The organism is Mycobacterium neglectum (assembly GCF_002591975.1).
GTDB lineage: Bacteria > Actinomycetota > Actinomycetes > Mycobacteriales > Mycobacteriaceae > Mycobacterium > Mycobacterium neglectum.
Map to the genome: position 1 here is coordinate 157,824 of NZ_NVQE01000002.1, position 16,128 is coordinate 173,951.

The 16,128-nt window shown below is 66.4% G+C and carries 19 protein-coding genes; 7 read left to right on the forward strand and 12 right to left on the reverse strand.

Annotation, left to right across the window (positions count from 1 at the left end):
- Positions 1 to 8: 8 nt before the first annotated feature.
- On the reverse strand, positions 9 to 521 hold the full coding sequence (locus tag CSQ99_RS02740; RefSeq protein WP_099037501.1) for a hypothetical protein: 513 nt from the start codon (positions 519 to 521) through the stop codon (positions 9 to 11).
- 653 nt (positions 522 to 1,174) lie between these two features.
- On the opposite strand from CSQ99_RS02740, the gene CSQ99_RS31655 reads away from it, so the two are divergent.
- The 3 genes from CSQ99_RS31655 (at position 1,175) to CSQ99_RS02755 (ending at position 3,623) form a co-directional block, all read left to right on the forward strand.
- Positions 1,175 to 2,428, forward strand: a complete 1,254-nt coding sequence (locus CSQ99_RS31655) for a PGRS repeat-containing protein (RefSeq protein WP_099037502.1) — start codon at positions 1,175 to 1,177, stop codon at positions 2,426 to 2,428.
- 83 nt (positions 2,429 to 2,511) lie between these two features.
- Complete coding sequence (locus CSQ99_RS02750; RefSeq protein WP_099037503.1) at positions 2,512 to 2,925, forward strand: nitroreductase family deazaflavin-dependent oxidoreductase; 414 nt, start codon at positions 2,512 to 2,514, stop codon at positions 2,923 to 2,925.
- Between the two features lie 131 nt (positions 2,926 to 3,056).
- Entirely contained in the window at positions 3,057 to 3,623 is a 567-nt protein-coding gene (locus CSQ99_RS02755; RefSeq protein ID WP_099037504.1) for a TetR/AcrR family transcriptional regulator, read from the forward strand.
- Here CSQ99_RS02755 and CSQ99_RS02760 read toward each other — a convergent pair whose 3' ends face one another.
- Genes CSQ99_RS02760 through nadA form a run of 4 tightly spaced genes read right to left on the reverse strand, consistent with a single transcriptional unit; the run spans position 3,624 to position 7,561 of the window.
- Positions 3,624 to 4,103 (reverse strand): hypothetical protein, encoded by a 480-nt coding sequence (locus CSQ99_RS02760; RefSeq protein ID WP_099037505.1) that lies wholly within the window; start codon positions 4,101 to 4,103, stop codon positions 3,624 to 3,626. It lies immediately after the preceding gene.
- Positions 4,104 to 4,110: 7 nt separating this feature from the next.
- Positions 4,111 to 4,977 (reverse strand): carboxylating nicotinate-nucleotide diphosphorylase, encoded by an 867-nt coding sequence (gene nadC, locus CSQ99_RS02765; RefSeq protein WP_099037506.1) that lies wholly within the window; start codon positions 4,975 to 4,977, stop codon positions 4,111 to 4,113.
- On the reverse strand, positions 4,977 to 6,521 hold the full coding sequence (locus CSQ99_RS02770; RefSeq protein ID WP_099037507.1) for an L-aspartate oxidase: 1,545 nt from the start codon (positions 6,519 to 6,521) through the stop codon (positions 4,977 to 4,979). Before CSQ99_RS02770 ends, nadC begins: the two co-directional genes overlap by 1 nt.
- On the reverse strand, positions 6,518 to 7,561 hold the full coding sequence (gene nadA / locus CSQ99_RS02775; RefSeq protein WP_099037508.1) for a quinolinate synthase NadA: 1,044 nt from the start codon (positions 7,559 to 7,561) through the stop codon (positions 6,518 to 6,520). The genes CSQ99_RS02770 and nadA overlap by 4 nt, the downstream gene beginning before the upstream one ends.
- A gap of 47 nt (positions 7,562 to 7,608) precedes the next feature.
- On the opposite strand from nadA, the gene CSQ99_RS02780 reads away from it, so the two are divergent.
- Both CSQ99_RS02780 and CSQ99_RS02785 read left to right on the forward strand, forming a co-directional pair.
- Positions 7,609 to 8,301 carry an NUDIX hydrolase gene (locus CSQ99_RS02780; RefSeq protein ID WP_099037509.1) on the forward strand — a complete coding sequence of 231 codons (693 nt, stop codon included), beginning with the start codon at positions 7,609 to 7,611 and terminating at the stop codon, positions 8,299 to 8,301.
- Positions 8,302 to 8,343: 42 nt separating this feature from the next.
- A complete protein-coding gene (locus CSQ99_RS02785) occupies positions 8,344 to 9,681 on the forward strand; it encodes a lipase family protein (RefSeq protein ID WP_099037510.1) in 1,338 nt (445 codons plus the stop codon).
- Here the strand turns inward: CSQ99_RS02785 and CSQ99_RS02790 are convergent.
- The 3 genes from CSQ99_RS02790 to bioB are packed head-to-tail and all read right to left on the reverse strand — an operon-like array spanning position 9,647 to position 11,474.
- Complete coding sequence (locus tag CSQ99_RS02790; RefSeq protein WP_099037511.1) at positions 9,647 to 10,279, reverse strand: DUF2567 domain-containing protein; 633 nt, start codon at positions 10,277 to 10,279, stop codon at positions 9,647 to 9,649. The genes CSQ99_RS02785 and CSQ99_RS02790 overlap by 35 nt on opposite strands.
- Positions 10,276 to 10,467: a biotin synthase auxiliary protein BsaP gene (bsaP, locus tag CSQ99_RS02795; RefSeq protein WP_099037512.1), complete on the reverse strand. Its 192-nt coding sequence runs from the start codon at positions 10,465 to 10,467 to the stop codon at positions 10,276 to 10,278. The genes CSQ99_RS02790 and bsaP overlap by 4 nt, the downstream gene beginning before the upstream one ends.
- 11 nt (positions 10,468 to 10,478) lie before the next feature.
- Positions 10,479 to 11,474 (reverse strand): biotin synthase BioB, encoded by a 996-nt coding sequence (bioB, locus tag CSQ99_RS02800; RefSeq protein ID WP_099037513.1) that lies wholly within the window; start codon positions 11,472 to 11,474, stop codon positions 10,479 to 10,481.
- Between the two features lie 74 nt (positions 11,475 to 11,548).
- Here bioB and CSQ99_RS02805 point away from each other — a divergent pair, with 74 nt between their 5' ends.
- Together CSQ99_RS02805 and CSQ99_RS02810 are read left to right on the forward strand one after the other, a co-directional pair.
- The gene (locus CSQ99_RS02805) at positions 11,549 to 12,112 is read left to right on the forward strand and encodes a TetR family transcriptional regulator (RefSeq protein WP_099037514.1); all 564 of its coding nucleotides are present in this window, start codon (positions 11,549 to 11,551) and stop codon (positions 12,110 to 12,112) included.
- 2 nt (positions 12,113 to 12,114) lie between these two features.
- A complete protein-coding gene (locus CSQ99_RS02810; protein ID WP_099037515.1) occupies positions 12,115 to 12,450 on the forward strand; it encodes an MmcQ/YjbR family DNA-binding protein in 336 nt (111 codons plus the stop codon).
- Here the strand turns inward: CSQ99_RS02810 and CSQ99_RS02815 are convergent.
- The 4 genes from CSQ99_RS02815 to CSQ99_RS02830 are packed head-to-tail and all read right to left on the reverse strand — an operon-like array spanning position 12,447 to position 16,101.
- Positions 12,447 to 12,965, reverse strand: a complete 519-nt coding sequence (locus CSQ99_RS02815; protein ID WP_099037516.1) for a 2'-5' RNA ligase family protein — start codon at positions 12,963 to 12,965, stop codon at positions 12,447 to 12,449. The two genes, CSQ99_RS02810 and CSQ99_RS02815, sit on opposite strands and share 4 nt — an antisense overlap.
- Before the next feature lies 1 nt (position 12,966).
- Positions 12,967 to 13,647, reverse strand: coding sequence for a dethiobiotin synthase (gene bioD / locus CSQ99_RS02820; protein WP_099037517.1), 681 nt, complete (start codon positions 13,645 to 13,647; stop codon positions 12,967 to 12,969).
- Positions 13,644 to 14,789, reverse strand: coding sequence for an 8-amino-7-oxononanoate synthase (locus CSQ99_RS02825; RefSeq protein ID WP_099037518.1), 1,146 nt, complete (start codon positions 14,787 to 14,789; stop codon positions 13,644 to 13,646). Before CSQ99_RS02825 ends, bioD begins: the two co-directional genes overlap by 4 nt.
- Positions 14,790 to 14,817: 28 nt before the next feature.
- Positions 14,818 to 16,101, reverse strand: coding sequence for an adenosylmethionine--8-amino-7-oxononanoate transaminase (locus CSQ99_RS02830; protein WP_099037519.1), 1,284 nt, complete (start codon positions 16,099 to 16,101; stop codon positions 14,818 to 14,820).
- Positions 16,102 to 16,128 lie beyond the last annotated feature (27 nt).

Sequence of the window (16,128 nt, forward strand, 5' to 3'; positions counted from 1 at the left end):
GCGGGCGCTCACTTGCACAGAGTGGTGATCATGGCGTTGGTGGCGTCGGCGTCCTTCAGCCGCGCGGCCTGGTCGGGATCCGCGTTCGCAATGCCGGCAACCGAGCGAGCGCCGATGTCCATGAGCTGGTTGGCGAACTTGCGCACCGGCTCCGCCAGCTCCGTCGGCGTGTCTGGCTGCAGCCGGGCCATCAGGTATTGGCCCCCGTCGAAGAGCGACACCCGTGCATTTGCCGCCACTGCCAGAACGCCGGTGACGTCTGACGGCCCGCCGGCAGGCTGCAGGTTGGTGTTGAGCTGGACGCCATTCCGAACGAGGTTGAAGGCCTCACAGACACTGCCCTTGGGGTCGTCGGTCGTGGTGCCGGTGAATACCGAGGCCTGCTCCGACTCCGAAGCTGACGACGTCGATGACGGCCCCTTCGTCAACGCCCAACCGGCCAGTCCGACGGCGACGAGCGCCACGACTAACGCCAGAACGGAAATGATGGACCCCCGTGAAGACTCCGAATGCTCAGACATGCGGCCGATAGTAGCTGCCAGTCACCGTTATACGTAGCAAACTACGGATTCGATGGCCATACGGCGCGTCCAAAACAAGATCAGTTTACTCAATGGCGCGGACACGATAATTGATTGCGCAAGAAGCTGATCATGAAAGTTAGCTAGCCGAGTGCATTCAGATCGGCTACTCGCACGTCGACCGACAATTAACGATGACGTAAAGTCAAGGTCAATTTGATGCCCTGGCGAACGTCTAGGTGCTTGCGGCCGGCTGTCAAATAGCCTTAGCTGTACGGATCATTGTTGCAGCTCAAACTCTATTTACTGCTGTTAGAGCCTATTATCGCGCTGTTGCCATTCCCAATATTGGGATTGCTGACCCATGATCGCGATCACCGACTATTTCTTGCATGGGCAAGCGTCCAATCAAGATCGATCTACGGGAGCGTTGGAATTGTCGCCGAGGTTAATAAACTTTTTCCTGTCGAATTCGATAAGTTGCTATGAAATCCCTCTACGGGGTGTCAATATGTCTGTGATCGACATCAGTCGGTTAGCTGACTACCAGAGTGAACCTTCGGTCCAGCCACTCGGCCACAGGCTTCGCGAACGGATGTCGGAGATCTCGGGGTAACTGGATCGTTCGGTTCAGGTCGATAGAAGGGTAGAAAATGTCCAGCACAAAATTCGCGGGCAAGCACCGCGCATACGCGGCACGAGGTACGGTCGCGCGACGCGCCGTCGGCGGCGCAATGGTCGGTGGGGCCATGGCCGTGGCGTTCATCGGCTTCGGTTCGATCGGAACGGCGCAAGCGCAGCCGATAGCAAATATTCCCTGCATTCCGGGCATTTGTCCGTCTCTTATTGGCTCGTCCGGCGACACCAGCTCCAGCGGCGGAGGCATCTTCGATCCGGCCCCCTTCGTCAACGCGTTCGATCCCTTCCTCGACAATCCGCTGGTCCAGGTGTTCACCTTCGGGGCGATCGGCAATGGCGCCGACGGCAATTTGGCTCATCCCGACGGCTACAACGGAGGCTGGCTGTTCGGTAGCGGCGGTGACGGTTACAGCCCGACCGCGGCGGAGGCCGCCACGCTCGGCACTCAGCCAGGCAACGGCGGTAACGCCGGCTTCTTCGGCGGCAATGGCGGGCGCGGCGGCAACGGAGCCGACGCAACTTATGGCCCCGATATTGCAGGCGTGACAGTTCAGCTCAACCCCGCGCAGAGTGGTGGTCGCGGCGGAGATGCGGGCGCCGTCGGCAATGGCGGCGCAGGCGGTGACGGCGGCGACGACAACAATCCTGGCGGGCTCCTATTGGGCGATAACAATGCAGAGGGCGGCGCGGGCGGCTTTGGCGGCTCGGGCGGGTACTACGGGATCGGCGGCGACGGCGGCGACGGCGGCGAGGCAACTGCCGTCGGGGCCAATGAGGCTGATGGCGGCGACGGCGGTGACGCCGGGAACGGTGGCACCGGCGGCGGCGACGGCGGCGAGGGTGGTGATGCCGAAACCACCGGCACTGGCACCGCCACTTCAGGCGAGGGTGGCGACGGCGGCAACGCCGATTTCGTCGGTAATGGTGGATCCGGTGGCGACGCCGGGGACGCGGAGACCGAAGGCGGCATTGCCAACGGCGGCGACGCCGGTAATGGTGGTCATGGCGGCGTTGTGTTCGGCGACGGCAGCGAGGGTGGCGACGGCGGCGACTCCACAACCGGCACCGGCACCGGCACCGGCACCGGCGGCGATGGTGGCGACGGAGGCAACGGCGGCACCGTGTTCTCCGACGGCGGCAACGGCGGCAACGGCGGCGACGCCAGCGGCGCCGGCACCGGCTCCGGCGGCAGCGCCGGCGACGGCGGCAGTGGTGGCTTCGGCGGTAACGACGGCAGCGACGGCGACACCGGTAGCGACAATCCGTAATCGTCGAAACGGTTGACACTGCACGACAAATGGCGATGCCCGTCCCCTTGTGGGGCGGGCATCGTCACGTAGTGTCCAGGTTCATGTCCGCCAAGGATCACCCCAACAACGCGCCGGGCGTCCCGATGATCTATCCGCCGATGTTCGAGCGCCTGCAGATCAAATACATGAACCCCGTAGTCAAGCGCATCGCGGGCGTCATGCCCGGTGTTGCCAAGGTGAGGCACCGCGGCCGCAAGTCCGGCAAGACCTACGAAACCGTCGTCACACCCTTCCGCAAGGGCAGCACGCTCGCAATCGCGCTGGGCCACGGAAAGACCGATTGGGTGAAGAACGTGCTCGCCGCGAACGAGGCCGACGTGCTCTTCGGCTCCCGCACGGTCCACATCGTCAACCCGCGAATCCTGCCCGCGGGTAGCGGCGGCGCCGACGACCTACCGTTCATGGCCCGCACGCAGGCGAAGAAGATGGCTATCTTCGTCGCCGATATCGCATGACCGCTATCGCGTGAACACCGTCTTGTCCGACAACGTGGGCAGACGTCAGGGGCGCGGCACGCGATGCATTACGGGCATTCTTTAGCGAACGTTCAACTATTCTTGAGTGACCTTTCAAGTAAAGTCAAGGGATGCCGCGCCCAGACCGGAGCCGCACCGCTTTAGTCGACGCCGCCGCCATGCTTTTTCGCAGGCAGGGGTATGCCGCGACCGGTGTGAATCAGATTTTGGAAGTCGCCGACGTCAAGGCGGGATCGCTGTACCACCACTTCCCCGACGGCAAGCAGCAGTTGGCCGCGGCCGTGGTGGAAGGTACGGGAACCGACATCGAAACGCGGCTGCGGCAGTTTCTCGACAGCGGGTTGCCCGTGACCGACATCGTCGACGGCTGGATAGACCTGATGTCTTCTGGACTTGCGCTTGATTGTCGCGACGGCTGCCCGATCGAACCGATCGCGACCGAATCGGTGAACGCGAGTCCGCTTGTTCGGTCCGCGTCGGCCCGGGCGTTTCAGTCCTGGCAGATGGCCATCGCCGACCGATTGCGCGATGACGGCTGGGCCGAGGCCGAATCCGATGAGACGGCGCTCGCCGTCATCGCGCTCATCGAAGGGGCTCTGATCCTGTCGCGCATTTCGGGAGACAGCGCCGCGCTCAACGCCGCGAAAGCCGGGACGCGGGCGCTGCTCACCAAATAACTACTTGCACAATTGCGTTAGGTCGGCGCTCACCTGGTCCGCGGCCCGCAGTCGTTCGGCCTGCGAAGGATCATCGTTCGTGGTGCCGGCTGTCGCGTTCGCTCCGATATCCATCAAGTAGTCGGCGAATTCGCGGACCTTCTGCGCCACAGGTTCCGGTGTCGCCGGATCCAGCCGCGCCATCAGATACTGCCCGCCGTCGAAAAGCGATACCCGGGCGTTGGCGGCGACGGCCTGTGCGCCCGTGACATCTGCCGGCCCGCCGGCAGGCATCAGATTGGTGTTGACCGAAACGCCGCGCCGCACAACGTCGACGGCGGTACAGGCCTTGGCCTTGGCCGCCGCGATCTGGTCCATGCTGTAGTCCGTCTTGGCATAGTCCGACCGGTAAAGCGCCCAACCGGCCACACCGAGCGCGGTGGCCGCCACCAGCAGACTGATGATGGTCAGCACAATGAGGCGGCGCGATTCGACGTTCACGAAGGCCCTAGAGATCCAGACCGATGTCCAGCACGGTCACCGAGTGGGTGAGAGCCCCGACAGCGAGGTAGTCCACGCCGGTACCGGCGTACTCGGCCGCAGTGTCGAGCGACAATCCGCCTGAGGATTCCAACTTGGTTGCCGGCGAGCGAGAATCGCGGCGCTGCACCGCGATCTGTGTCTGCCAGACCGGGAAGTTGTCGAGCAGTATCAATGCCTCATCCCCGAGATTTTCGGCGAATACTTCGTCGAGTTGCTCCAGGGAGTCGACCTCGACCTCGCACGGCAGATTCGGCGCAGCTGCCCGCACCGCGTGCAGCGCAGCCACCACCGAGCCTGCGGAGGCGACGTGGTTGTCCTTGATCAGCGCGGCGTCGCCCAACCCCATTCGGTGGTTCACGCCGCCGCCGACGCGTACCGCGTATTTCTGCAGAGCTCGCAGTCCGGGCAGCGTCTTGCGGGTATCACGGATCTTTGCCCCGGTGCCCTCGACGGCAGCCACCCAGGCCGCGGTCGTGGTGGCGATACCCGATAGGTGACACACCAGGTTCAGCGTGGTCCGTTCGGCGGTCAGTAGTCCTTGCGTGGGCGCCTCGACGGTCAGCACGATCCCGCCCGCCTCCAGCCGCTCGCCATCGTCGACACGGTGCTTGACGACGTATTCGCCAGTGCCCAGCACCTCGTCGAGTACCAACAGCGCAATGTCCACACCGGCGACGACGCCCGGCTGGCGGGCGACCATCGACGCCGTCGTCGTCGCATCCGCGCGCACCGTCGCGAGCGTGGTGACATCGGGGCCGTACCGCAGGTCTTCCTCGAGGCCGCGGGTGATCAGCCGCCGGGCTTCACTCAACTCGTCAGCGTTGAGTTCCATCAGGCGCAGACCACCGCGGGCACCAGGCTGCGGGCCATCGCCGGATCGGTGTTCGGATGGTCGGCGCGATGATGGCAGCCCCGCGATTCCGTGCGCTCCAGTGCGGCTGCCATGACCGCACCGGCCGCGGTGGTCAGCGCAATATCCTCGAAATCCTTGCGTGAGTCCAGCTTTCGTGGTCCGGCAGTCTCCAATACCTGTGACAGCGTGCGCAACCCGTCTTCGTCACGGACAACCGCCGCGTATCGAGTCATCGCCCGCTGCAGATCCGCGCGCGGCACCGCACGTCGAACGCCGGTCTCCGGGAGCACAGCGGTCGACGATCCGGCATCGGAAGCGTGTGCAGCGGCCGCCTTTCCGGCCCGGCCGCCGATCACAAGGCCCTCGAGCAGACTGTTGGAGGCCAGCCGGTTTGCCCCGTGCATACCCGTGCGGGCGACCTCCCCCGCCGCGAAAAGGCCCGCCAGCGCGGTGCGCCCGTGCACATCGGTGACCACACCACCGCAGCTGTAGTGCGCACCCGGAAGGACGGGGATGGGCTGACGCGTCGGATCGATGCCCGCCTCCTGGCATGCCGCGGTGACCGTGGGAAAGCGCTTCTTGAATCCTTTGATGCCGCGGGCGTCGAGGTAAACGAAAGGATCGCCGGTCTCGGTCATCCGTGCGTCGATCGCCGCGGCGACGACGTCGCGTGGTGCCAGATCTCCCATCGGATGTACACCTTCGGTGACCGAACGTCCCCGTGAATCAACGAGAACCGCACCTTCACCACGAACCGCCTCGGTGATCAGCGGCCGGCGCCCACCCGCATGTCCGTCGAACAGCATCGTCGGGTGAAACTGGATGAACTCGAGGTCAGACACAGCCAGCCCGGCCCACGTCGCCAGCGCGACACCGTCGCCGGTCGAGCCCTCGGGATTCGTGGTCGCCGAGTAGAGGTGCCCGAGTCCGCCGGTCGCCAGGATCACCGATCGCGTGTGGACGATCCCGGGGCCATCGTCGTTGAGCGTGAACACTCCCGTGACTGCGCCGTCTTCGTGCAGGACCTCCAGCGCAACATGGTTGCGACGGATGTCGAGCCGCGCCGCAGCTTCGTCGAGGGCGCGCTGGACCTCCGCACCGGTCGCGTCGCCGCCGGCATGGATGATCCGCCGGCGCGAATGGCCCCCCTCGCGGGTCAGTGACCATTGTCCCGGCGCCGCTTCGTCGAAGCGCGCGCCGTCATCGACGAGGTCGCGCACGGCGCGGTAACCGTCGACGACGATGGAACGCACCACCTCCGGATCACACAGTCCAGCGCCCGCAGCCAATGTGTCGGCCACATGCGCGTCGACCGAATCGTCTGTTTTCGGCAGCACCACAGCGATGCCGCCCTGCGCGTAAAACGTGGCGGTGTCGCCGGCCTTGCTGAGCACCATCACCTTTTGACCCCGACGGTGCGCGGCAAGCGCGGCACACAGACCGGCCACGCCGGTGCCGATCACGACGACGTCGGCGCGCTGCTGCCAGTATCCGCGACCGCCGCAAGCGGCTTGGCGGCTCATTCGCCGCCGCCGGGTTGGCCGATCTCGATCATCCGGAGCACGCTGTCACGCCCCAGCTTGGCGGTCTCGGGATCCACGTGGACTTCGTCCTGACCCTCGACCAGGCAGCGCAGCAGCGCGGCGGGGGTGATCATCTTCATGAATTTGCACGACGCGCGATCGTTCACCGCGCGGAAATCGACTTCCGGTGCGGCGCGCCGCAACTGGTGCAACATCCCGACCTCGGTGGCGACCAGCACCTGGCGGGCCCGGGTGTCCCGAGCGGCGTCCAGCATGCCGCCGGTGGACAGGATCTTGACCCGGTCCTCGGGGAATGCGCCTTCCCCTGCCAGGTACAGAGCCGAAGTGGCACAACCGCATTCGGGGTGGACGTAAAGCTCGGCGTCGGGGTGGGCACGGGCCTGATCGGCCAGCTCGTCGCCGTTGATGCCGGCGTGCACATGGCATTCGCCGGCCCAGACGTGGAGATTCTTGCGCCCGGTCACCCGGCGCACGTGGGCACCGAGGAACTGGTCCGGGCAGAACAACACCTCACGATCGGCGGGGATCGACGCGACCACCTCGACGGCATTCGAGGAGGTGCAGCAGATATCGGTCTCGGCTTTCACCGCGGCAGTGGTGTTGACGTAGGACACCACCACCGCCCCTGGATACTCGGCCTTCCAGGCGCGCAGTTCGTCGGCGGTGATCGAGTCGGCAAGCGAGCATCCGGCCCGCTGGTCGGGAATGAGCACCGTCTTGTCCGGGGACAGGATCTTGGCGGTTTCGGCCATGAAGTGCACGCCGCAGAACACGATCGTGTCCTCGGGTACCTCGGCTGCGATCCGGGACAGCGCCAGCGAATCGCCGACGTGGTCGGCGACGTCCTGGATAGCAGGCAACTGGTAGTTGTGCGCCAACAGCGTCGCCCCGCGCAGATCGGCAAGGCGGCGGACCTCGTCGGCCCATTGCTGATCGCCGTCGACGCCGGAAAATCCGGTGGGACCGGCGACTATCCGGTCCGCCAAATCGTTAGCGGGCATGCGATCCAGAACCGTCATAGCCGCCTCCTTAGGCATATCGAGGTTTTCGACTTACAATCGAAAACATGGCCCATATTAGCACCGAGCACGAGGTGCTGGCTGCCGTGTTCCAGGTTCGTGCGGTCGACTCTCCGAAACCTGCACTTCACGTGCTGTTGTGGCAGCGTGCACGGGAACCGGAGGCCGGAAAGTGGGCCCTTGCCGGCGGCCGCCTCCGCGACGACGAGGACCTGACCAGCTCCGTTCGGCGACAGCTCGCCGAGAAAGTCGACCTGCGTGAGGTTGCTCACCTCGAACAACTTGCCGCCTTCTCCGACCCGAACCGAGTTCCGGGCACCCGCACCATCGCCTCGACGTTCCTAGGGCTGGTGCCCTCCCCGGCAACACCTGAACTGCCGCCCGACACCCGTTGGCATCCGGTGAACGATTTGCCAGCGATGGCCTTCGACCACGGACCTATGGTCGAGCACGCCCGCGCTCGGCTGGTCGCCAAGCTGTCCTACACGAATATCGGGTTCGCCTTGGCACCAACAGAGTTCGCAGTGTCGACGCTGCGGGACATCTACAGCGCGGCGCTGGGCCACCCGGTTGACGCCACCAACCTGCAACGCGTGCTGGAGCGGCGCAACGTCATCACCCGCACCGGTACGACGGCGCGGTCGGGGCGCAGCGGCGGGCGCCCTGCCGCGCTGTACCGGTTCACCGACTCCCAGTACCGCGTGACCGATGAATTCGCCGCGCTACGCCCGCCGGGGTGAGTCGGCTGGCTTCTTAACGCTCTCTTAAGCAACAATGGCCGGATGGATCTGGGCAGCGTCGCGCCAGCAGCTGGTGCAGAGTGGATCGGGCACGTCCCCCACGAGGAACTGGTGCGAGGTACCCGTCCGCCGCTGCCCTCCGACGACCCGTTCTACGAGCCACCCACGGGCTACCAGCACGCCACCCCGGGAACCGTCCTGCGCAGCCGGGACGTTGAGCTCGCGTTCATGGGCCTGATCCCGCAGCGTGTGCAGGCCACCCAGCTGCTGTATCGGACCACCGACATGCACGGCGGGGCCGATGCGGCGGCGACCACGGTGATCGTGCCCGCCGAGCGCGCCCCAGCGGCCGTGACGCCCGTCATCTCCTACCAATGCGCGATCGATGCCGTCACGTCGCGCTGCTTCCCGTCGTACGCCCTACGGCGCCACGCGCACGCGACGGGTGCGGTCGCCCAGTTCGAGTTCCTCCTGGTGGCCGCCTGCCTCGCTGAGGGCTGGGCGGTGTCGATACCCGACCACGAGGGCCGCCTCGGGATGTGGGGAGCACCGTACGAACCCGGCTACCACGTTCTCGACGGATTGCGCGCCGCAGTCGGCACCAAGCGGCTGGGATTGTCGCCGGACGCGCAGATCGGCCTCTGGGGCTATTCCGGCGGTGGACTCGCCACCGCATGGGCCGCCGAGATGAGCGGCACCTACGCGCCGGAACTGAACGTCGTCGGGGCGGTGCTCGGCTCCCCTGTCGGGGATCTCGGCCACACCTTCCGCCGACTCAACGGCACCTTCGCGTCCGGGTTGCCCGCACTCGTCGTCGCCGCGCTCGCGCACATCTACCCCGACCTCGACCGGATCATTCAGGAGCACGTCACAGAAGAGGGCAAGGTGCTTCTCGAGCGCCTGCACACGATGACGACCGCCGAGGCGATGGTCCGGATGGCCAAAAAAGACATGGGCGATCTGCTCGACCGGCCCCTTGAAGAGATCCTCAACAGCCCCGAGGTGCAGCACGTTTTCGCCGACATCAAGCTCGGCGTCGCGGTGCCGACGCCACCGGTGCTGATCGTGCAGGCGGTCCACGACCAGTTGATCTCGGTCGGTGACATCGACGAACTGGCCGACACGTACAGGTTGGGTGGTGCGTCGGTGACCTACCACCGCGACATGTTCAGCGAGCATATGCTGCTGCACCCGATGTCGGCACCCATGGCACTGCGCTGGCTCATCGACCGGTTCGCCGGAAAGCCTCTGTCGGAGCACATGGTTCGGACGAAGTGGCCGACGCTACTGAACCCGATGACCTACGTCGGCATGGCCAGGCTGGCGAAAATCGTCGCCAAGGTTGTCACTGGCCGGACGGTAGAACGTTCCCCGCTGTGAGGATCGCGCGGTCGAGTTCGTTGTCGACGGGCGGCCACGCCCCCAGGTCATCACGGGAGACCGTCGCCGCGATCAGCGAGTAGACCAGCGCTGCGATTGCCGCGGGGAACAGGATCGTCAGGGCGATCAGCAACGGCGAGTGCCCGAAGAACACCTGCGGCGCCTCGATCACGTAGTGCACCCGATGCTCGGGTGAAACGGGCGCGGCGCCTACATCGATCGTTCCGTACCGCCAATGCACCAGTACCGCACCGACTCCCGATGCCACACCCGCGGCCACAGCGGATCCGAAAGCGAGCGCCGTGACCATTAAGGGACCGCGGTGTACCCGCCATTGCCACGCCAGGACGGCCGCGACGACAGCCATCACGCACAGCATGCCGACGACCAGGAAGGCGGCGACGAAGAAGTGGTCGGCCTCGGTGCCGAGGTGCGCCCGAACCCGCTCGCCGCTCTTGGTCAGTGCCACCACGCCGTGCACCGCCGGCGCCAGCCACGCCCACAGCGCGCCGATCACCACGCCGGTCAACGCGAGACCGATCACGACCGTCGACGCCGCGCGTCCACGCGAAATCCGCGGCGGGGCAAGTTCATTCATCGCTGCTCCAGATCCTTCGAGTCCGTGAGACCGTGCCGCGAACATTTGGCCGACCAGCCGTCCGGTCGCACCTGCACGATCATCCGTCGTCCGCATTCCGCGCAGAACCTGGGCGGCTCGAGACCCAGCTGTGCTGCCGCAGGCTGCGCCGTGCCGTCGGCCTCGCCGGTATAGACGTTGAACGCCATCACTTAAAGTTCTACAGGCTGGCGTTGAGCGCCTTGATGGGCATCTGCAGATCCTCGAGCAGTTCCAGATCGGCCTCGGCCGGGCGGCCCAGCGTCGTCAGGTAATTGCCCACGATCACGGCATTGATGCCGCCGAGAATGCCCTGTTTGGCACCCAGGTCGCCCAGCGTGATCTCCCGACCACCTGCGAACCGGAGCATGGTGCGCGGCAGCGCGAGCCGGAAGGCCGCGACGGCCTTGAGCGCCTCGGAGGCCGGCAGCACGTCCAGGTCGCCGAACGGTGTGCCCGGCCGTGGGTTGAGGAAGTTCAGCGGCACCTCGTGCGGATCGAGCTCTGCGAGGTTGGCGGCGAACTCCGCGCGCTGTTCCAGCGTTTCGCCCATGCCGAGGATGCCGCCGCAGCAGACCTCCATGCCCGCCTCGCGGACCATCTGCAGGGTGTCCCACCGCTCTTCCCAGCTGTGGGTGGTGACGACGTTGGTGAAGAACGACCGCGCGGTCTCCAGATTGTGGTTGTAGCGGTGTACGCCCATCTCCGAAAGGCGCTCGACCTGATCCTGGCTCAGCATGCCCAGCGAGCAGGCGATCTGGATGTCGACCTCGTTGCGGATGGCCTCGATGCCCGCAGCCACCTGCGCCAACAGTCGCTCGTCAGGGCCTCGGACAGCCGCGACGATGCAAAATTCGGTGGCACCGGACTTCGCGGTCTGCTTGGCGGCCTCAACCAGGCTCGGAATATCAAGCCAAGCACTGCGCACCGGCGATGCGAAAAGCCCTGACTGCGAACAGAAGTGACAGTCTTCGGGGCAGCCGCCGGTCTTGAGGCTGATGATGCCCTCGACCTCGACGTCAGGTCCGCACCACTTCATTCGGACTTCGTGGGCAAGCGCGAGGAGTTCGTCGAGGTTTTCATCGGGCAGCTGCAGCACCTGCAGCGTCTGATCCTGGTCGAGGCCTTCGCCGCGCTCCAGTACCTGGTCGCGTGCCTTCGCCAGAATATCGCTCACCCGTGGGTCCTCTCGTAGAGCTCGAACACGTCGGCGAGCCGACAATTGAACACCGTTCAGGTTAGGCTACCGGTGTGCAGCTCCACAAACGCGACGTGGTCGAGGCGGCGGCGACGCTGCTGGACGAATATGGCATCGCCGACCTCACGATGAGACGTCTCGCGCGGGAGCTGAGCGTGTCCCCCGGCGCCCTGTACTGGCATTTTGCCAACAAGCAGGAGCTGCTCGGCGCCATTTCCGACCGGATTCTCGACGGTGTGCCGTCCGCACACGGCGTCGTCGACGTGTGCAATCGGCTTCGCGACGCACTGCTGTCGCACACCGACGGTGCCGAACTCGTGTCCGCCAGCTTCGCCGCCGGTCAGTCGTCGGCGATGAAGCAGATTCTGGCGGCCCTGACCGAGGCGGTGTCCGACGACGGCGTCGACACAGCCCATGCCGAGCTGGCTGCCCGCACCGTCGTCTACTACGTGCTCGGCTTCACCGTGGACGAGCAGTCACGCTTGCAGTGGGATGCGGCGGGCGCCGAGCTGCCCGAGTGGCAGTCGGTGCTCACCGACGACGCCAATGCGCGGTTCGGGTTCGGCCTTCGCCTGTTCGTCGATGGAATCAACGTTTCCCAGGCGATCTACGAGTAGACGTGATCACCGTCGACGATGTGCGACGTATCGCCTCGACCCTGCCGAGGTCCTACGAGGCGGTGGTGCGCGACGAGATCAGGTTCCGGGCGGGTCGGCTGGTTTATGCCGCGTTCTCGCGGGACGAGACGGTGCTGGGCGTGGGCTTTCCCAAGGAGGAGCGCGCGGCGATGGTGGCCGCAGAACCAGACAAGTTCATGCTGCCGCGCCAGTCGGAGATGCGATACAACTGGATTCTGGTGCGTCTCGACGCGATCGATCTCGACGAGCTCCGCGAGCTGGTGATCGACGGCTGGCGGATGTGCGTTCCGAAAAGCGTTGGGAAGACGATCGTTTAGATCCGGTACTCGCGCTTCGAGTCACCGTCCCAATGGCGCAGGCCCACAACGGTTGCAGACAGCTGATGCGACACACTCCGCAGCGCCAGCGCCGGTTTCAGTTGGTCGGCTGCCACCCGGCGCGCCAGCGTCACATGCGGCGTCCACTGGCCCGGTTGCGAGTGCGGCAACGGACCGGTCGGCATATGCGGCTCGCAGACGCTCTGTACCTCGGCGTGAAGTGACAGCAGCGTGGCCGACGGCACGACCAGCCGCACCAGCGTGAAGTCCCGCCGACCGAAGAGCATGGGTGCGCCGATGATGCAGTCAAGCGGCAGCAGACGTAACACCGGCCGCAGGGCGTCATTCACCGATTCGTCCATGCTCTCGGCCACCGCCAGGGTGGCGTGCGGTCTGTTGCTTGGCGATCTGTGTGCGGCCTGGCTCCGCACACCGGCTTCGGTGAGGTCGTCCCAGATGCTCCGAATCGCCGCATCGGCGTCCCGGTCGAACAGCAACTCGACGGAATGCACCACTTCAGGCTCCGAGACCGGCGACCCACGCCGGATCGAACGCCGATGCGCTGACGGCCTCGAACTCGGTGGCGCTCATGGCACCCAGGCCCGCGGGTAGCACCGCGCGCAGCGGAGCCAGCCGCCCCAGCGCCTCACGATTGCCCTCCTCGGCAGGGCCCGGAATGGACGGCCACGCACCGATCACCAGGCCTGCGCACGGAATCTGCTGGCAAGCAAGCGATTCCAATGTCAGCGCGGTGTGGTTCAGTGTGCCAAGCCCCGCGGCTACGACGACGAGCACCGGCGCGCCCAGATCGGTCGCGACGTCGCGCAGCGTCACGCCGTCCTCGCCAAGCTCGACGAGCAGACCGCCTGCACCTTCCACCAATACCAGCTCGGCTCCCCCATCACGGGCCTCGTCCACCGACCCGACCAGCTCGACGCGCGTTGGCAACGCCAGGCCAGCCCGTTGCGCGGCGGCCACCGGGGCCAGCGGCTCCGGATACCGCCACGAACCACGAAGGTCGGTCACACCGGAGAGCCGTGCGATGTCGGCCAGGTCGTCGTCGGCAGGGCTGCCGGTCTGAACCGGTTTGCACACCGCGACGTCGATGCCGGCCAGCCGCGCATGACAGGCCAGCGCCGCCGTCGCCATTGTCTTGCCGACGCCGGTATCAGTTCCGGTGACGACGAGAGTGCTCACGCGCCTGCGGAGAGCACGTTGGTGAGAACCTCACGCGCCAAGGCCATCTCGTCCTCCGAAAGAGATGCCCGGGCAGTGAGCCGCAACCGGGAGGTACCCGCCGGCACAGTCGGTGGCCGGAAGCAGCCGACGCGGACGCCGCGGTCCAGACACGACACAGCGGCGGCCAATGCCACCTCTGGCTCACCCAGGATCACCGAGACGACCGCCGAGTCGGGTCGCTCATCAAGGTCGCACACCGCGGCAAGCGCGGCCGCGTGGTCGAGCACCGCCTGCGCGCGCCACGGCTCGGCGATCAACACATTCAGCGCCGCCCACGCCGCCCCCACCGCGGCCGGGGCCAGTCCCGTGTCGAAGATGAAGGGCCGCGCGGCATCGATGAGATGGTCGCGCACGCCCGCCGGCCCGAGCACCACGCCGCCTTGGCTGCCCAGCGCCTTGGACATCGTCGTCGTCACCACCACGTCCGGCGCACCCGCCAAGCCGACTTCGTGCACCAGTCCGCGCCCGCCGGTCCCCCGCACACCGAGTGCGTGCGCCTCGTCGACCACGAGAAGTGCGCCGTGGCGACGGCACACGTCGTGCAGTGCCCTCAGGGGTGCCAGCACGCCGTCCGCGGAGAACACCGCGTCGGTCACGACGACCGCACGTTCCTCGGCACGAGTGGCCAGCGCCGTCTCGACGGCCGCGACATCGCGATGCGGGGTCACCACCACCCGGGCCCGCGACAGGCGGCACGCGTCGACCAGGGAGGCGTGTGTCAGTGCGTCCGACACCAGCAGCGAGCCCGCGCCGGACAGCGACACGACCGCGCCCAGGTTCGCGGTGTAGCCCGAGGAGAACACCAGCGCCGACTCGGTGCCGACGAAATCGGCGAGCGCGTACTCAAAGCCTTCGTGAATCTCGGTATTGCCGGTGACCAGCCGCGATCCGGTCGACCCGGCGCCCCAGGTTCGTAGTGCGGCCACGCCACCCTCGATGACATCCGGATGCTGCGAAAGGCCGAGATAGTCGTTGGAGGCCAGGTCGAGTTCGGCGCCGACCGGCGGGCGGGCCCGCAGAGACCGCCGCAGACCGGCGGCGCGGCGCTGCTGGGCGACCTCGTCGAGCCAGGCCAGCGGTGAAAGACCGGTGCGCGTCACCCTGCTCCTCCCGGTAATTGAACACCGTTCAGGTTAGTGCACGCGCCACGCCGACCATCGCCGAGGTGATCTGTCCGATCTCCTCCGGCGTGCAGATGTAGGGCGGCATCGCGTAGATCAGGTTGCGGAACGGCCGCAGCCAGACCCCGTGGTCCAACGCGGCGGATGTCGCGACCCGCAGGTCGACGGGTCGATCCAGCTCGATGACGCCGATCGCTCCGAGCACCCGCACGTCAGCCACGCCCGGCAGCGACTCGGCGGGTGCCAGTCCGTCGCGCAGACCCGCCTCGATCGAGTGCACCGTCGAACGCCAGTCGCCGGCGAGCAGCAGCTCAACCGAGGCCACCGAGACCGCGCATGCCAGCGCGTTGGCCATGAAGGTCGGGCCGTGCATCAGTGCGCCTGCGTCACCGGAGCTGATCGTGTGCGCAATCTGATTGGTGCACAGCGTCGCGGCCAGGGTGAGATAGCCGCCGGTCAGTGCCTTTCCGACGCACATGATGTCGGGCGTGACCCCGGCATGGTCGGCGGCGAAGAGTTCTCCGGTGCGGCCGAAGCCGGTGGCGATTTCGTCGAAGATCAGCAGCACGTCGTGGCGATTGCAGATGGCGCGCAGGCCGGCCAGATATTGCGGATCGTGGAACCGCATCCCACCCGCGCCCTGCACCACCGGCTCGACGATCACGGCGGCCAGTTCGTGGGCATGTTCGGCCAGAAGCTGCTCGAAGTCCTCGATGTAGGCGGCGTCGTAGTCGGTCGGTACCTGCGGGGCGAATATCTGCGGGACCAACACGTCGTTCCACAGCTCATGCATTCCCCCGTCGGGGTCGCAGACGCTCATCGGGGTGAAGGTGTCGCCGTGGTAGCCGCCGCGCCACGTCATCAGCCGGTGTTTGTCCCACCGTCCTGCGCTGCGCCAGTACTGCAGCGCCATCTTGACCGCGACCTCCACTGAGACCGAGCCCGAGTCGATGAAGAAGACCGTGTCGAGGCCGTCCGGTGTGAGTTCCACCAACAGCTGCGCGAGCCGGGCCGCTGGTTCGTGGGTCAGCCCGCCGAACATGACGTGGTTCATCGTGGCCAGCTGATCAGTGATGGCCGCATCCAGAACCGGGTGGCCGTGCCCGTGGATGGCGGTCCACCAGGACGCCATCGCGTCGAGAACGCGCAGCTCTTGTCCGTCGCGGCGCAGCGTCAGCCAGGCACCGTCGGCGCCCACTGCGACCTGCGGGGCCAATGCCTCGGCACCGATCGTGCTGTAGGGATGCCAGACGTGGGCAGCGTCGATTGCGCTGATCTCGGCGGGCGTCATTGCTGCCACCTTCGGTAGATTATCCGC

Excerpts from the sequence above, each read along its gene's own strand:
- CSQ99_RS02740 (WP_099037501.1), bottom strand. The coding sequence starts at position 521 with ATGTCTGAGCATTCGGAGTCTTCACGGGGGTCCATCATTTCCGTTCTG.
- CSQ99_RS31655 (WP_099037502.1), top strand. The coding sequence starts at position 1,175 with ATGTCCAGCACAAAATTCGCGGGCAAGCACCGCGCATACGCGGCACGA.
- CSQ99_RS02750 (WP_099037503.1), top strand. The coding sequence starts at position 2,512 with ATGTCCGCCAAGGATCACCCCAACAACGCGCCGGGCGTCCCGATGATC.
- CSQ99_RS02755 (WP_099037504.1), top strand. The coding sequence starts at position 3,057 with ATGCCGCGCCCAGACCGGAGCCGCACCGCTTTAGTCGACGCCGCCGCC.
- nadC (WP_099037506.1), bottom strand. The coding sequence starts at position 4,977 with ATGGAACTCAACGCTGACGAGTTGAGTGAAGCCCGGCGGCTGATCACC.
- CSQ99_RS02770 (WP_099037507.1), bottom strand. The coding sequence starts at position 6,521 with ATGAGCCGCCAAGCCGCTTGCGGCGGTCGCGGATACTGGCAGCAGCGC.
- nadA (WP_099037508.1), bottom strand. The coding sequence starts at position 7,561 with ATGACGGTTCTGGATCGCATGCCCGCTAACGATTTGGCGGACCGGATA.
- CSQ99_RS02780 (WP_099037509.1), top strand. The coding sequence starts at position 7,609 with ATGGCCCATATTAGCACCGAGCACGAGGTGCTGGCTGCCGTGTTCCAG.
- CSQ99_RS02785 (WP_099037510.1), top strand. The coding sequence starts at position 8,344 with ATGGATCTGGGCAGCGTCGCGCCAGCAGCTGGTGCAGAGTGGATCGGG.
- CSQ99_RS02790 (WP_099037511.1), bottom strand. The coding sequence starts at position 10,279 with ATGAATGAACTTGCCCCGCCGCGGATTTCGCGTGGACGCGCGGCGTCG.
- bsaP (WP_099037512.1), bottom strand. The coding sequence starts at position 10,467 with ATGGCGTTCAACGTCTATACCGGCGAGGCCGACGGCACGGCGCAGCCT.
- CSQ99_RS02830 (WP_099037519.1), bottom strand. The coding sequence starts at position 16,101 with ATGACGCCCGCCGAGATCAGCGCAATCGACGCTGCCCACGTCTGGCAT.